General features: G+C 64.4%; 16 protein-coding genes. 9 read left to right on the top strand and 7 right to left on the bottom strand.

The genetic code is table 11. The features are described 5' to 3' along the window. Nucleotides 1-41: 41 nt before the first annotated feature. Nucleotides 42-500, bottom strand: coding sequence for a MarR family winged helix-turn-helix transcriptional regulator (locus F5544_RS24785; protein ID WP_167475406.1), 459 nt, complete (start codon nt 498-500; stop codon nt 42-44). A gap of 92 nt (nt 501-592) precedes the next feature. Here F5544_RS24785 and F5544_RS24780 point away from each other — a divergent pair, with 92 nt between their 5' ends. Beyond that, nucleotides 593-1,489 carry an alpha/beta fold hydrolase gene (locus F5544_RS24780; RefSeq protein ID WP_167475405.1) on the top strand — a complete coding sequence of 299 codons (897 nt, stop codon included), beginning with the start codon at nt 593-595 and terminating at the stop codon, nt 1,487-1,489. 50 nt (nt 1,490-1,539) lie between these two features. Here F5544_RS24780 and F5544_RS24775 read toward each other — a convergent pair whose 3' ends face one another. Next, on the bottom strand, nt 1,540-2,139 hold the full coding sequence (locus tag F5544_RS24775) for a TetR/AcrR family transcriptional regulator (RefSeq protein ID WP_167475404.1): 600 nt from the start codon (nt 2,137-2,139) through the stop codon (nt 1,540-1,542). A gap of 174 nt (nt 2,140-2,313) precedes the next feature. Here F5544_RS24775 and F5544_RS24770 point away from each other — a divergent pair, with 174 nt between their 5' ends. Next, a complete protein-coding gene (locus tag F5544_RS24770; RefSeq protein ID WP_167475403.1) occupies nt 2,314-2,688 on the top strand; it encodes a tautomerase family protein in 375 nt (124 codons plus the stop codon). Nucleotides 2,689-2,961: 273 nt separating this feature from the next. On the opposite strand, the gene F5544_RS24765 is transcribed toward F5544_RS24770, so the two are convergent. Continuing rightward, on the bottom strand, nt 2,962-3,180 hold the full coding sequence (locus tag F5544_RS24765; protein WP_167475402.1) for a hypothetical protein: 219 nt from the start codon (nt 3,178-3,180) through the stop codon (nt 2,962-2,964). A gap of 76 nt (nt 3,181-3,256) precedes the next feature. Between F5544_RS24765 and F5544_RS24760 the strand changes: the two genes are divergently transcribed. Continuing rightward, a complete protein-coding gene (locus F5544_RS24760; RefSeq protein WP_167475401.1) occupies nt 3,257-3,469 on the top strand; it encodes a hypothetical protein in 213 nt (70 codons plus the stop codon). 1,750 nt (nt 3,470-5,219) lie between these two features. Here F5544_RS24760 and F5544_RS24755 read toward each other — a convergent pair. Together F5544_RS24755 and F5544_RS24750 are read right to left on the bottom strand one after the other, a co-directional pair. Continuing rightward, on the bottom strand, nt 5,220-5,990 hold the full coding sequence (locus tag F5544_RS24755) for a hypothetical protein (protein ID WP_167475400.1): 771 nt from the start codon (nt 5,988-5,990) through the stop codon (nt 5,220-5,222). Then, complete coding sequence (locus tag F5544_RS24750; RefSeq protein WP_238846642.1) at nt 5,987-7,096, bottom strand: hypothetical protein; 1,110 nt, start codon at nt 7,094-7,096, stop codon at nt 5,987-5,989. Before F5544_RS24750 ends, F5544_RS24755 begins: the two co-directional genes overlap by 4 nt. A gap of 313 nt (nt 7,097-7,409) precedes the next feature. Here F5544_RS24750 and F5544_RS24745 point away from each other — a divergent pair, with 313 nt between their 5' ends. Next, a complete protein-coding gene (locus F5544_RS24745; RefSeq protein ID WP_167475398.1) occupies nt 7,410-7,844 on the top strand; it encodes a hypothetical protein in 435 nt (144 codons plus the stop codon). A 295-nt stretch (nt 7,845-8,139) separates the two neighbouring features. Here the strand turns inward: F5544_RS24745 and F5544_RS24740 are convergent, their stop codons facing one another. Then, nucleotides 8,140-9,042 carry a LysR family transcriptional regulator gene (locus F5544_RS24740; RefSeq protein WP_167475397.1) on the bottom strand — a complete coding sequence of 301 codons (903 nt, stop codon included), beginning with the start codon at nt 9,040-9,042 and terminating at the stop codon, nt 8,140-8,142. A gap of 167 nt (nt 9,043-9,209) precedes the next feature. Here F5544_RS24740 and F5544_RS24735 point away from each other — a divergent pair, with 167 nt between their 5' ends. After that, nucleotides 9,210-9,521, top strand: coding sequence for an EthD family reductase (locus tag F5544_RS24735; protein WP_167475396.1), 312 nt, complete (start codon nt 9,210-9,212; stop codon nt 9,519-9,521). A 283-nt stretch (nt 9,522-9,804) separates the two neighbouring features. Here F5544_RS24735 and F5544_RS24730 read toward each other — a convergent pair whose 3' ends face one another. Next, nucleotides 9,805-10,053, bottom strand: a complete 249-nt coding sequence (locus tag F5544_RS24730; protein WP_167475395.1) for a hypothetical protein — start codon at nt 10,051-10,053, stop codon at nt 9,805-9,807. A gap of 419 nt (nt 10,054-10,472) precedes the next feature. Here F5544_RS24730 and F5544_RS24725 point away from each other — a divergent pair, with 419 nt between their 5' ends. The 4 genes from F5544_RS24725 (at nt 10,473) to F5544_RS24710 (ending at nt 15,112) form a co-directional block, all read left to right on the top strand. Further along, entirely contained in the window at nt 10,473-11,051 is a 579-nt protein-coding gene (locus tag F5544_RS24725; RefSeq protein ID WP_167475394.1) for a MauE/DoxX family redox-associated membrane protein, read from the top strand. Then, the gene (locus F5544_RS24720) at nt 11,051-11,650 is read left to right on the top strand and encodes a TlpA family protein disulfide reductase (RefSeq protein ID WP_167475393.1); all 600 of its coding nucleotides are present in this window, start codon (nt 11,051-11,053) and stop codon (nt 11,648-11,650) included. The genes F5544_RS24725 and F5544_RS24720 overlap by 1 nt, the downstream gene beginning before the upstream one ends. 339 nt (nt 11,651-11,989) lie before the next feature. After that, nucleotides 11,990-13,777, top strand: a complete 1,788-nt coding sequence (locus F5544_RS24715) for an ABC transporter ATP-binding protein (protein WP_167475392.1) — start codon at nt 11,990-11,992, stop codon at nt 13,775-13,777. Between the two features lie 579 nt (nt 13,778-14,356). Beyond that, nucleotides 14,357-15,112 carry a class I SAM-dependent methyltransferase gene (locus F5544_RS24710; protein ID WP_203217340.1) on the top strand — a complete coding sequence of 252 codons (756 nt, stop codon included), beginning with the start codon at nt 14,357-14,359 and terminating at the stop codon, nt 15,110-15,112. The last annotated feature ends 25 nt before the right edge of the window (nt 15,113-15,137 follow it).

The following is a 15,137-nucleotide window of genomic DNA, read 5'->3' as shown; positions in this document are numbered from 1 at the left end:
AATCGGCAGCGATTCGCGATACGTCCGGGGAGCGGCTGCGGTCACGTGGCTTGGTCAAGCGGTTGCTGGAGGAGCTTGCCGTGCAAGGATTTCAGCGTTCGCAGGGTGGCCTCGACGTCAGCCTGCGGTAGGTCGCCGAAGCCTGCCAGTTCGGATGTTTCGATCAGTGCTTTGGCTCGTGACAATAGCTGCCGGCCGGCCTCGGTCAGGGTCAAGGTGTGCTGGCGACGGGAGTGGGGCGAGACCTCGACGACTATCCAGCCGTTGCGGCGTGCGATATCGATCTGCCTGCTGACGGCGCTCTTGGCGATCCCCAGCCGGTCCGACAACAGCTGTTGCGAAGGCACGTCTCCGGATTCGAACAGTCGCAGCAGGGTGAACTGCCGCAGGCTGATGCCGAGTTCGCGGCGGAACATCGCGTCACCACGCTTGTCGATCAACGCGACGACCTGGTGGATGTAGTAACCGAACTCGCTGTAGAAGTCGGAGGGCTCTGGCATGGATCCCAGCATATGCGGTGTTCTCAAAAGAACTGTTCACATGAGAACAATCTGGGTTAGAGTGGGCGAGTCGAACTCGCGAAGGAGTCACCATGACCCAACCGGCAACCATCCGCACCGCGCACAACGGTGACATCGCACTGGCCTACGAGGTACTGGGCCCGGACGGCGGCCGCCCCTTGCTGCTGCTCATGGGCGTGGGTATGCAGATGCTGCTATGGCACGACGATTTCTGTCATGCCTTGGTAGACAAGGGATTTCAGGTGGTCCGCATGGACAACCGTGATGTCGGGCTCTCGACCCACCTGCCCCAGCTCGGAGAGCCTCGGGTGCTCGATATGGTCGTGCGCCCCCGGCGCGCGGCCCGGTACTCGCTGGCGGACATGGCCGGCGACGCGGTCGCGGTGCTCGACGATATGGGCTGGGACACAGCACATCTCGCCGGTGGCTCGCTGGGTGGCATGATCGCCCAGACCATGGCGATCGAATACCCCCAGCGCGTACGCTCTTTGACCTCGATCATGTCCTCGCCGTCGGCACGGATCGGCCGCGCGACGATCAGAACCAGCATGAAGGTCGCAGGCCTGCTGCAGCAGCCTGTCGGTTCGCCGCAGGAGGCGGGACGGCAGCTGGTGGCGATGTACGAACTTATCGGCACTTCGGCCGAGAACTATCCGCTGGACGTGAAATGGCTACAGCACGTCGGCGAGCTCAGTTACCAGCGCGCCTACGATCCGGCAGGCAAATTGCGTCAGCAGGCGGCAATGTTGGCCGCCCCGAACCGGACCCGGGCGCTGCGGGAACTTCGCATACCGGCATTGGTGCTGCACGGCTCCGCGGATCCGATGATCCGGCCCGCCGGGGGCTTGGCGACCGCCCGTGCGATCCCCGGCGCGAAAGCCGTGATCATGCCGGGGGTGGGACACGGCGCATTTCCCCGTGGCATATGGCCGACGATGATCGACCACATCGACGCCATCGCACATTGACCTCGACGATCACGGCCTCAGGCGGGAATACCGCGCAGGCGACCGTGGGCTCAGCGGCCTTGCTCGCCCAGAACCAGGTCGATCGTGTATGCGGCGATCCTGCGGAGCTCCGGCTCATCGCCGAACGCCCGCTCGAGCACGGCTGATCCGCGCGTGACGGTCACAATGTGCAAGGCGGCGGTCCCGGGTGTTCCGTCGAACTCGCCCAGCCTTTGCCCCTCGACGAAGGCTTCCTCGACGAGGGCGGTGATGCGGCTGATGAGGTCGGCGAAGGCACGGCGCGCGTCCTCTCCCAGGCCCTCGCCCTCGCCGGGCGCCAACTCCATGAGGCCGCGCGTGGTCGGACACCCGCGAGGCGGGGAGCCGGAACGAAAGTTCTTGATCGTCGCGTCGAAAAATGCAACGAGACGCTCGCGCAGCGTCCCCGTGCTCAGCACGTTCCGCAGCGTGTCCAGATACTTGTTCGCATAGCGCTCGTAGGCGACGAGAAACAGCGCCTCCTTACTGCCGTAGGCGTTGTAGAGGCTGCCGCGCTGGACGCCTGCGTCGCGCGCGATGTCTGCGAGGGAAGTGCCTCGCACGCCCTTGCGCCAGAACTGATCGAACGCGATGCGCAGGACTTCGTCGTGGTCGAATTCTCGTGGTCTCAACGCTTCTTCCCCGATCGGCGATGGGCAGTCTCCAGCCACGAGAGTACTTGACAGCATGTCAAGAACGTGTTCTTATCACGGTGTCAAAAATGGTTCGCCCCATGTTGCGGGGCAGGTGGGCCAGGTGTCGGACGTCGTTACCGGAGTGGTCGACCGAATGCGAAAGGATTCGACATGCCCCTCGTTCACATTTCGCTGCGTGCCGGGAAGCCCGAAGGCTACCGCCAGGCAATTTTCGACGCGATCTACCGGGCGATGCGCGAAACGCTCGACGTTCCCGAGGGCGATCAGTTCATGACCATCACCGAACACGACGCCGCAAACTTTCGCTACGGCAACGCATTTGGCGTGGACCGCAGTCACGATCTCGTGTACATCCAGATCACCGTTTTCAACACACGCACAGGTGCGCAGAAGAGTGCGTTGTTTCGGCGGATCGCCGAGCTGCTCGGCGACAACCCGGGCGTCCGGCCAGAAGACATCTTCATCAATATTCTTGATTCCGCGAAGGAGAACTGGTCTGTCGGCCACGGCGCGCAATTCGCCTGAAGCCGTACACAACTCGCTGACGTCGCACGTCGTGATGCGGGCTGGTTCGTCTTCTCGAACTCCGATGGTGTGAGCCAGCCGAGGCTGGAGTGGCGTCGTTGTCGATGCCACTCCCGATGATCATCTCGGCATGGATTCGGCGCACCGCGTGAGGCGGCGTGGATAGCTCTGATCGTTTCGGCGAGCGTCTCGTGGCGAAGCCGATCGAACGAGCGATCAGCGGCTGATTATGGTGCGTTCGTGGCCGCCGGGATAGCGGGTCTGGCCGAAAAGTCACCCCTGGCCGTAGTCGAATTCCTGCTGGCGCAATTCGATCCGGCGCACGCCGTAGGTTCCGACAGGACCGAGCTCCGCCAGCAACCGCCGGATGTCACTGGGAGCCGCCGAATGGACATGTCCGGGCCGCGGGGCCGTGACCCGGATCGGCACCGAGTGACGGGTCCTGCGAGCCGCCCGGATCTCATAGGGATCGGTTCTCCAACTCCTGCTCATCGCTGGTCATCCTCGGCCGCGCGGCGATCCCTGACAACCGAATTTTGCGCAGGGATTTGCACGCGAGAGAGACTTGATGACCATGCGCTATACAGTCCACCTGTCCTACGTGCCCTACAGCCTTCCCTGCCGGGTAATCGGCAAGCTTCAGCCACGGACGTGGCGTGTGATTGTGGGCGTTGGGGTCGGGCAGCTCGACGGTGGTGTCGAGCAGGATTGGCTGGACGAAGACATGCCGCGCGAAATTCGTAGACCGAATGCGTTCTTCTACGTGACCGACGCCGACTGAGAGCAACGCTGTCAGCGGCAGGTCCGGATGCCTTGCGCCGCAGTCGATCTCGCTCCGCCGATCGCCCGACCAGCGGCTACTCGAGACTCGAGGCGTCGCATGGCGAGCGGGCGGTTGGTGTCGTCGTGTCGCTGCTTGGCCCGGCCCTGAATGTTGCTCACGGAGTGCCTTCCCGCCCGGTGCTACGACGCTTCGCGGCCGTCTCGTGGGCCGAACGCGGCCAGCGCCTCGGCGTCCGACGCCCTCGCGTGGAGGAAGTAGTCGCACCACTGCGCCACCACCAACCGTCCATTTGCTAGTCGACCGCCTGGTCCACCATGCCGAGGTCATCTCCCTCGAGGCGACGGCCACCGACTCGAAGACCGTGATCTCGGCCGCGTTCCCGCGGCCAAGACCAACGATCGAGCAAGCCGAAAGTACTAGGCTGGGCCTGACTCTCCCGGCCCTCGAGTAGCGCTACCCGCCTGCCACGTCCCCGGCGTTTCCGCCTCCATCGACTATGGTCAAGCTGTCCTTTGTTATGGTCGCTCGCTTGGTGGTCGGCTTCAATTCGGCGTCCTTCGCGTCATCCGGCTCCGCCGCAGGATCAACACCCGACTCAGTCATGTCACATCTCCAATCCGGTGGTAAGCCCGTGCGAATCCCAGTGTGTCACTAGCCGACTCACCACTGGATCCGAACAGATGACTCCGACGCTCAACCGCTCCGCTCACAGTCGACCCTTCCCACGGTGGGTCACTGCAACCGGAACCGCGGGGTCAACGATCGACCGGTATTGACACAGTTGACCAAAGCGCGGGAAGCGGCATTTCCGCACATTGCTGAGGCCGAGATGATCTCGGCGCGTTGATCTTTTGGGTATGCCGCACGACTGCAGGAAACCGCCTGCACCGCGGCAGTAGAGTTCGTGTTGAGCCCTCGGCAGGACGCTGCAGGACGACGGTGCGATGCGCGTGATGTCGCTTCCAGGAGAAGTCGGGTAGCTCCCACCGCCCGGGGGCGGTGCACACCCACAGCAGATACATGGGCCGATCGGTGGGATGGCGACCGGCAGGCACTTCGAACACGTTGACACCGAACGTCACATCGCGTTTGAGTCGGTTCGTGCCCGCATAGGTAGCGCCGATCTGGAACGCCGAGGACACTCACATGGTTTGCACTGGCGTGTCATACAGGCCAGTCGGGCTGGTGCCCAGCTCGACGCCCTCCCCGCCCTGGCCCTCCCCACAGATCACCCAGTGCGAGCCGTCGATACCCTCGACCTCGATCAACGCGGCAGCAAACAACCTGTTTACCCTCATTCAGTTGTGGCGCAACCACTTTTGCGGGCTACGCGGTGTTGTCGACCCGGATCGTGCTTTCCGTCGAGACATCTGTAATTGACAATGAAATGAACAATGACCTCGAACAAACACGGTTATCGCATGGCCGCTGTTCCGGACGGTAACGCGAGTGTCGATATTCGAACTCGCCCGCGCGGTGTATGCCCGAAGTCTCGTGTACAAGACCGCCGTGTATGGAAGTCGGCCCCGGCGTTCCGATGATCGGATTTGCCGGGGCCGACTTGGATCGGCATTCTCCATGGCAGGAGGGCCCGGATCCCGCTACAGCATCGGCCTGTCGTTCATGCGCTGGCTGGCGGCGTGTCGAGTGTTCCGTTAAGAGCATGGGCATCGGTGCGCCGGTAGCGTTCGCCCATCCCGCTTGGCGGCTTTTCGCCGGTGCTCATGCCGGCAGCTCCTGGGCGGTATCAGGAGGTTGGAGTCGGCGAGTTTGCGCTGCTAGAGCTGGTCGTAGACGGATGCGGTTGTCCACTGCTCGTGGGGGTTGGCGGTCGGCTTGTGGTTTCCGGTGGGGTCGGGATACCGGGCACGTCGGAGGGCAGGCTGGCGGCGTCGGGCAGTTTCGGTCGGGTAGCTTGATCGCTGAATGGTTTTTCGTGCGCGATAGCGTCACGCATGTTTTTAACCGGTTCCGGTTCAGCGTCCCGGTTGGCCGGATTGTTGTCTGCTCGTTTTGCCGCGTCGGCATCGGCACCGGTGAGTTCGAGAGCTCCGAATCCAGTCGCTATGGTCAGCCATTTCTTCTCGGCGTAGTAGCGTGCAATGAACAGGTACGTCTTGTTGGCGTCAAGGATCGGTGAATTATTGACGATGATGATGTCGTTGCTGCCCGTCTTCGTGCCGCCGAATTGGTTGACCACGACTTTGGTGGGCAGGTCGCCTTTGAGTTCGTCCACCACCGACACCCGGAACTGGGTCTCCGGCATTTCAGGGTCCCGGCCCTGGGTTTGCAGGTATTTCTCGACCGTTCCAACGAAGATGGCGTCGGCCCAGCCAGCGACCGCTTCGTGATCGCGGGGATCGACGGCCAAATCCGAATCGACATGGACGGCCTTCCCTGGTTTCGGTTCCGGAATCGCGGTCGCCCCGCAGCCTGCCATGGCCGCCGCGACCGTCGAGGCGACGATCGTCAGTAAACCCCGCGTGTATACGGATTTGACATTCGGATGCATCGTCATCCCCACATCGCTTGGTAGGAGCTGTTATCGAGAAGACCGAATTCCTGTTGCTCGGAGACCACGGCGTCCATGATGTTGTATGTGCAACTGTGGTTCAGGCTCAGGGCATGCCCCATCTCGTGCAAGACAACATTGCGGTCGCGGGCACCGACGTAGTATGGATCGTCCATGAAGTGCGAATTGAGCCTGATCTGAGAGCCGGGAACGTACTGTCCGACGAAATCGGCGTCGGTAATATTCACGTCCACCACCTGCAATACCGGGTTCTCGACGCCGGGCATCACGACTTTCACCTTGCCCTTCGAGTTCCACTGATCGACTGCGTTCTGGACCTCAGCGACGTATTTGGAGCGGTTGAACAGTCCCAGCTGAGTTCCCGCCGGGCCGACGTAGACCGACGAATTCAATTTGTCGTAGAGCCCCCTCGTGAAATTCCAGGTGATGACGTCGTGTTCGAAGTACTGGCACTTGCCCTCGTACTTTTTGTTGTTGTAGTCTCCGCCGTCGACTTCGTCGCTGATCGGGTACCCGTATTTCCCGTTCTCGTATCCCGCGTTGACCCACTGGTCACGGATAGCGCCCCACACGGGGTGTACACCGCCGGACGGCGAGTAATACAGCTCGCCACCTTCCATATGCTGACCCGCGCCGTTGTCGCGGGTGCCGAACTCATCGCTGGTCGGGAATCCGAGTCGACCGTTCTCCCAATCGAGTGAGGCCCACTTGTCGCGGATCAGGCCCCAGATGTTGTGCGCGTCGGTTGCGCTGGAGTAGTAGATCGACCCACCCTCGAACTCGTTGAACCGGCCCGGCTTGCGGGTCGGTTGTTCTCTGGTGGTGGGGTACTTCAAAGTTCCGTTCTCCCAGCCGAGTTCACCCCATTTGTCCCGGATTCTACCGCCGATCTGGTGGGCGTGGCCGTTGGTCACCGAGGGGTGCCAGTAGATGGAGCTGTTCTTCTCGAATGCCTGCCAGCGTCCGCCGCGGGCGGCGTCGGACTCGGGGTTGGTCGCGTTGCCGAAGAAGTCGAATCCGCCGGTCTCGTCGTATTCGACCTTGATCGCCCCACCGATCGGATAGGGAGGATCGGCAGGGCGCGCGGACACGGTGGCAGGGCTGAGTGCGAGTGTGGTGATCGTTGCGAGAACGGCCGCGGCTCGCACGACACGGGTACGCCGCCGAACGGATCTTTCGTGCTGCTTACTGGATATCACAGAGAACCCCCTTGCTAGCTTCATGAGGAGAAGCGCGTATTATTGGGCCTCGAAAACCCCTCCGGCCCAACGGAATTACTTCCAGCGCCCGAATCGTCCCATCATCGGTGGTGGTTGAGCACCTCGATGAGCTGGGGAACTCCTCCCCAGTCCTGGGGCAAACGACAGGTTGGCGTCGCATCGGTTCCGAATCTAGGTTCGGCTCATGGATACTGTGCTCGAATCTGCGCTGTACACAAGGGATTGCATCGAGTGCGGATCGTCGGCCGACGCTGCCGTGGCCGAGGTCCTGACGGGTGGATGGCACGAGTGGAATCTCCACGGAACCTGTCGAAAATGTGAAAGTGAGTGGTACGAGTGCGGTTCCGGGCCGACACCGGCGAGTATTCGTGCGGCGATACTGGACGTCAACGGTCCTAGCGTGCTCGAACTCGGCGCCGGGAGTGTCGAGCCGGTGGCTGTGATGCGCACCCTCCGTCAAGTCCGGTCGCTGACGCTGTCGCAGGCGCGCACCATGGCCGATGAGCTCCTGTCTGTTGGGCTTCGAGGGACTCTCGTCGAGATGGAGGCTCTGGCGCGCCTGCTTCACGCCACCGGGGCCGTCGCTACCATTCGGTCGAGCAGTACCGACTTCTGTTGAGCATTCGCTCATCGGCATGTGCGTGCGTTGGAAGACCATGTCGCCCAACCGATATGAACGGTTGACCAACACGCGCGCAGCGGTATGTCGGTGCATTCGGCGCGGGGCTGGTGACGGCGGTCAGTGACCGCAAGAGTGCTGGTGCAAGGGGCCATCATCGGATGCTGATCCGCCGGCGTAGCGAGGTCGTGTCGGACATTCGGCAAGACCGTCGTCGTCAACCGCGAAGTCCGCTGGGGCGCAAGGTTTTCGGCCTCGCCACCGTAGACGTCCGTCTCGCGTGACCTCTTGCGCGTCAGTCCGGCAGCCAATGCTGCTCGTGTGCCAGGGTTTTGGCGACGGCCCGGATGCGGCGGTGTAGTGGCGACTGCTCGCGTGGGAGGACCAGGTGGATCGTCAGGCCGGGCGCGCCCCGCAGCGGTCGCCAGGTGAGACCGGCCGTTGTTGTCGTGGCCGCGGCTTCTCCGGCGGGGGCGAGGGTGAGCCCGTCGCGTAGGTCGCGCTGAGACATGTCGAAAGAGACTGCGGGCGTGTGGAATCGGGGGTATGGCCGGGTGTCGCGGAACAGTGCGGACAGCTGATCGTGGATCACGGGGTTGGCCGTACGGTGGGGGAGTCGCAGCGGGTACGCGGCCGCGTCGGCGATCTCGATCTCCGGGTGTTCGGCCAGCGGATGGTGTTGTGCCAGTTGGACTCCGACGCGCTGACGCCGCAGCAGGTACCGGCGCACGCCACGGCCCGGCTGTGCACCGCGGGTGATCCCGGCGTCGATGCGGCCGTCGGCGACCGCGGGGGAGATTTCCGGTGTCGCCATCGGGACCGCGCTGATCTCGAGTCCCGGGGTGCTGCGAATGAGTCTGTCCACCAGGGCCGGTGCGGTCTCGGCCCCGGTGCTGAGGCTGTATCCGATGCGCAGCGTGCCCAGTTCACCGGCCGCCGCGTTCCGGGCGGTGTCCCATGCTCGGTCCAGCGCCGCCAGCGCGGGCGGCGCGGACTCCGCCAAAGCCGCACCGGTCGTGGTCAATTCGACGCTGCGCGTGTTGCGGACCAGCAGGCTCGTACCGAGTTCCGCCTCCAATCGGCGGATCCGGGCGCTGAGTGCGGGTTGAGCGATACCGATCCGTGCGGCCGCGCGGGTGAAGTTCAACTCCTGCGCCAGTACCAGGAAGTACCGCAGGCTCACCGTATCCGGCGCCACATGCCCTCCCGGTCGATTGATAACGATCGGTTCTGAGCCTATCGCGACCCGGTCTTTCCCTCGACCGCACATCAAGCCCTAACCTGCGCATATGACGATTCGACTGAAGCCTCCTCCGTCCTCACCCGAATCCGGATGTCGCGCACCCAGCGATGTAGGAGGCAGTCATGCATAGGTTGCTGGTCCTGTATCCCAAGCCCGTCGATCCCGACCACTTCCGCGACTACTACGTGACCAAACACCTTCCGCTGGTCAGGAATTGGCCCGGCCTGCTCGCGTGGCGCTACAGCTTCGACGTGGCGGCTTCCAACGGAGAAGCGCCGTATTTCGCGGTCTTCGAAGCCGACTTCGCCGACGCCGCCGCCCTGGCCGCGTCGCGGGCGTCGACGTACGGCCAGCGGGCGGCGGCCGATGTCGTCAACTACGCCACCGGCGGTGTGGTCGCCATCGACTATCCGGTGCAGGACGGCACCGACTGAGGCAGGCCGAAATCCATCGACATCGCCGACCGGCATACCGAAATACTGTGATGTGTCGCGCAAGCGGTAGCGATCGGGTCCGGCCCCGCCGCACCCCAAGGCATGCCCGGCTCACGCCTGGCCGATGGCAATCGTGACGGGCGGTGGGTCCGAGCATCGGGCTCGGACCCACCGCACAGCCCGACGCAGTACCACCACCAACACCCCCCTCATGCCTGTGGGTTCAGGCGGTCAACCGCTCAGATCTGTTGAGCGGCACGGTCTTCCCACGCACAAGCCGATGTCAGGGCGATGGTCTGGTTTCGATCTCAGCCTGGTCGAGTGAATACAACGTCATGGCCATGTCACGCAACCGTCCGAAGTATTCCGCCTCGTACTCGTCTTCGAAGTGGTGCATGATTCTGTCCAGATCGCCAATGCATTCGCTCAGGACTCGGCGACGCCAATCGTCCAGCGCCCTCGAAAGCGCCACCGAGACGCATCCCGCGATGTTCGCATCGACCAGTACCAGCTCCACATCTTCGATGTCCACGCCTCGGCAGCGTGGCGGAAATGGGGCTGACCGGTGTTCGGCCCACAGCTGTGCGAGCAACTGGCGACTCGGCTCGTCCATGTCAAAACCCTTGTCTCTCAAGCATGACCGCGACATAAAGGCTTCCATGAGCCGTCCGGTCCGGGGACCGAATGCGCGAAAATGCCGCATGGCGAGCGTTGATCAATCCTCCAGATCGGTTGGGCGACAGGGCTTCCAACGCACGCATATGGCCGATGTCAGGCTGCGCGCGGTTGCCCGGCGCGATCTACCACCGCTCCGATGACGAGCGGCGCGTCGCGTGTTTATGCCGTGACAAGGTGTTCGGGCCCGGCAGTTGCCTGTAACGAAATAATAGCTGTCAGCTATGTAATTTATGTCACGTAAATGGGTCGGGATGTCAGGGCTGGAGGTGCCTGGTGTCGACCGACCTGTGGTTGGCCGTTCAGTTCGCGTTGGGTGCGGTGTTCTGTACCGCGGGGGTGGCGAAGCTGACGGATTTCCGAAGTTTTGCGGGGGTCGTGCGGGACTACGAGATGGTGCCGGTGCGGCTGGTTCCCGTCGTGGCCGGTGGCGTGGTCGCGGTCGAGCTGCTGGCTGGTGCCGGGTTGGCGACCGGGCTCGCGCTGGGGTACGCGCTGCTGGTGGCCGGTGTGTTGTCGCTGGTGTTCCTGGCGGCGGTGGTGGTGAACCTGTCTCGGGGCCGTCTGGTGTCGTGTGGCTGTTTCGGCCCGCACAGTGAGGACATCTCCTGGCGCACCGTGGGACGGCTGCTGGTGCTGCTGGCCGCGGTCGTTGATCTTGCGGTGCATCGGTGGGCCGCAGGCGGGTCGGGGCCGGTGTGGGCGGGAGGGGTCGGTAGCCAGGATCTGCTCGCCGCGGTGGGGTTCGCGGTGGCCGCCGTCGTCGTCGCGATGTGGGCGTTCGAGTTACCGGTGCTGTCACGGACTGTGCTGGTATCGCGCGTCACGACTGCGGCGGGGAAGGGGACCCGGTGATGTCGGCACCATTGATGATTTCGCTGCTGACGTTGTGGATTCTGGTCGGCGCGCAGGCACTGTTGATGATGGGTGTGACCCGGTCACTGGATCGGCTGCGCCATCCGCCGGATCCCGGGCGAGCGATGATCGGCAGGCGCGCACCGGAATTCGCGGTCACGGCCACCGGCGGGGAGCCGGTCGGTGCCACCGATTTCGCCGGGCACCCGGGCGGGCTGCTGTTCGTCTCGCCGACCTGCTCGTCGTGCCACAAGATCCTCGACGGATTGTCCGCCGCGCTCAACGGGCACCGGCCGCGACTGGTCCTGGTCTGCCGCGGTGACGGCGACGCGTGCGCACGGCTGCTCGAGCACAGGCCGATGCGGGTGCCGGTCGTCACCGACCCGGACGCGGTCGCCTCGCTCACCGAGCGGTTCCGGATCCGGGGGACGCCCCGCGCGGTGTTGTTCGGCCCGGACGGGCGGATCACCGACCACTGGTATCCGGGCGACGCGGCGCAGTTGCTCGCCCGGATGACTCCCGCGTCGACAACGACGCCCCAGACATCGGCCGACATCGGCCGATGGCCAAGGATCCCCCTTGGCGAAGAAAGAAGGTAAACATCATGTGCACCTGCGAGGATTGCGAAGCCGGCAACCAGTGTTGTGAAACCCTGCCGGCCTGCGACGAGATGCTCAGCACGAGCAGCGATACGGTCGCGGAATGTATCAGTACCGCCAGCTCAACCTGTGCGGTTGTCGGTGTCGTCAACGGGACGGCATGCTGTGAAGTCCCCGCCCCCTAGCGCGGTGACCGCCGGGAGGTGCGGCCCCGCGCCGCACCTCCCGGCACCTGCATGCAGTGTCAAAACGGACGGGTGTGGGATAACCGGGCGAGTCACCATCGACGCGAGCACGACACCGCCACCTGCGGGTGCGGGGTGCGAGCGCACAGCCGCCGTGGAAGGTTCACGGCGGCTGTCGGTTCGCGATCTGGGACGGCTGTACTCGTTCTCCCTCGTGCTGGCCTGGCGGGCCGACCGCCGCCTGGTCTCGGCCGCGCTCGTCCTCGCCGCCGCAGGCGCCGCCGGTACCGGGGCAGGATTGCTCGTCGCCCGCACCGCCCTGCACCACCTGATGGGCGCCACCACCGCCGCGAACCCGGCCGGGCTGGCCGTGTCCACCGTGGTGCTGCTCGCGCTGGGCAGCCTCGGTGCCGCGCTGACGCAGGTGAACAGCGCCGTGTCCCGGCTGTTGAGCATCAAGATCGAGCGGTCGGCGTTGCGTGCAGTCGTGGCCGCGGCTACATCGGCCCCGCTCGAGGACTTCGAAGGCCCGGAGTTCCACAACCGTGTCGAGCGTGCCGTGACCGCCGCCCGCAGCTCCGTGCCGATGACCTTGACCACGGTGATCACCGGGCTGCGCACCGTCGTGCTGTTGCTGGCGATCGCCGTGCCGCTGCTGAGGGTCAGCCCCTGGGTGCTCCCGATCATCGCCGCCGCGGCCGCCCCCGCGGTCCGGGTGGCCCTGGCGCGCCGACGCGCCACCTACGCCCTCGCGGTCGAACTGACCGAGAACACCCGCACCCGCAACTACCTGCGACAGTTGCTGACCGGCCGCGACGAGGCCAAAGAGCTGCGTGCCTTCGACACCGCCCACCTGCTGTGGGGACGCCTCGACCACTGCTACCAGCAGTACCTGCATCAACAGGCCACGCTGCTGCGTCACTACACCTGGCGCGAGATCCGGGCACGCCTGCTGTCGGACGCGATCGTCGCCGCCGGAGTCGCGATCATGATGGTCCTCACCGCCTCCGGGCACCTGGACACCGCGACCGCACTGACCGGGCTCGCCGCGATGTACCTGCTCAGCGGGCAGGTCCGCAGCACCGCGGCGATGGTGGGCGGCGCCGGAACCAGCATGCTGTTCATGAACGACCTGCGCAGCTTCCTCGGCACCGACACCAGCCTCGCCGAACCCGCCGCCGTCACCACCCAATTCACCGAAATCACCGCCGACAACCTGTGGTTCACCTACCCCTGCTCGAATGTTCCCGCGCTGCAAGGGGTTTCGGTGCGCTTGGCGGCCGGTCAGGTGATCGCCCTGGTCGGGGACAACGGTTCGGGCAAAACCACCCTCGCCAAACTCCTCGCCGGCCTCTACCGGCCCACCGGCGGAACCTTGCGCCTGGACGGGCACACCGTCACCGACTCCGCCACACTCCGCAACGTGTGCGCGGTCCTGTTCCAGGACTACCAGCGCTACAAACTCAGCGCCGCCGACAACATCGGGCTGGGCCGCCCGCCGGACATCGACAACCAGCACCGCATCCACACCGCCGCCACCCAGGCGGGCGCGGCCGCGTTCATCGACACCCTGCCCCACCGATACCACACCCAACTCAGCGCCGAGTACACCGACGGCACCGACCTGTCCATGGGCCAATGGCAGCGAATCAGCCTGGCCCGCGCCTTTTTCCGCGACGCCCCACTGATCGTGCTCGACGAACCCACCGCCGCGCTGGACCCCCGCGCCGAAGCCGACCTGTTCACCACCCTGCGCACCCTCTGCCACGACCGCACCGTACTGCTCATCTCACACCGCTTCTCCTCGGTCCGCACCGCCGACCACATCTACGTCCTGCACCACGGCCACATCATCGAACAAGGCACCCACCAACAACTCATCGATCACAACGGCCACTACGCCGACATGTACCGCGCCCAAGCCAACGCATACCTCGACTGACACCCACCACCCCGCCGACCGTCACCCAGATCCAACCGAACCCAGAACACGCCCCGGCCACCCATCCAGTCGCGACCCAGGACGCGGCCAACCATCAGTCGTCGGCCGCCGCCTGACCGCCTGAACCCACACCGCATACCACGCGTTGGTCACCAAACAGTCGTAGCCGCGGTTTGTTCCGGATGGCAGAGTCATTCCAACCTGCCGCCCAGGGGCACTCGGCTGATCCCGCTCATCCTGGGGTGTCATCAGAAATCGCTGATCACACTCCTGCGAACGTCCCCTCATGGACCAGATCCTGGCCGGGATCCGACCCCAACACCAGACCTCGAGTAGCCGCATATCGCTCGTCGGTCGGCCGTCCGAATTGGTTGGGCGACATAAACTTCCAATGCACGCACATGCCGAATGCAGCGCGAAATGTCGCGGTTATTCTTCGGTGCCTGACCACAATCCGCCAGGGACCTTCGGTCAGAACAACAACTCCTGCCGCACAGCGGGTGATTGTCGAGTATTCAGATTGGTTGTCTGACAAGGCTTTACGCTGCATGCACATGCTGGTGTGCCAGGATGGGGCGCATGACTCCAGTTCCGGAAGGCACTGCGCTTCCCGCCGATCCTGCCCCGGCGTACAACTACGACGGCATAGCCGAGGGGTACACCGCCGAGAACGAGACCAGCTTGCTGAACGCCTATTACGAGCGGCCCGCGGTGCTGGAACTCGCCGGGGACGTGACCGGTCGGCGGATCCTCGACGCTGGTTGTGGATCAGGTCCGTTGTTCGCTGAGCTGCGCGACCGTGGTGCCATCGTGACCGGCATCGACGCGAGTGCCGAGATGCTGGAGCTGGCTCGGCAGCGACTGGGCGCCGCGGCGGACCTGCGGATCGCCGACCTCGCGAACCCGCTGCCGTTTCCCGACGACGCGTTCGACGACGTCGTTGCATCCCTGGTGTTGCACTACCTGCAGGACTGGGGTCCGACACTGACCGAGCTGCGACGCGTCCTGAAGCCCGGGGGCCGACTCATCGCGTCGGTCGAGCATCCTTTCGCCATCTGGATCACCGAGCGCACGGCCGGGGCGAAGACCGACTATTTCCAGACCCGTGAGCGGACCGAAGAGTGGACGATGGGCGGGCAGACCACCCAGTTGAAGTTCTGGGACCGTCCGCTGCACGCGATGACCGATGCATTCACCGCGTCGGGCTTTCGCATCAATGTCATCAGCGAACCGCCACCCGTGTCTACCGCCCGCGATCTGTTTCCCGAGTTGTTCCGCGAGGTCGTCGGCGAAAGCTTCTTGGGCTTCCTGTTTTTCGTCCTGCAGACAGACTGACCATTGCGATCTCGCACCAGCGTCG

This window comes from Nocardia arthritidis, assembly GCF_011801145.1.
GTDB lineage: Bacteria > Actinomycetota > Actinomycetes > Mycobacteriales > Mycobacteriaceae > Nocardia > Nocardia arthritidis_A.
Note: the sequence above shows the minus strand (reverse complement) of the source record. Positions and strands in the feature narration are given on the sequence as shown.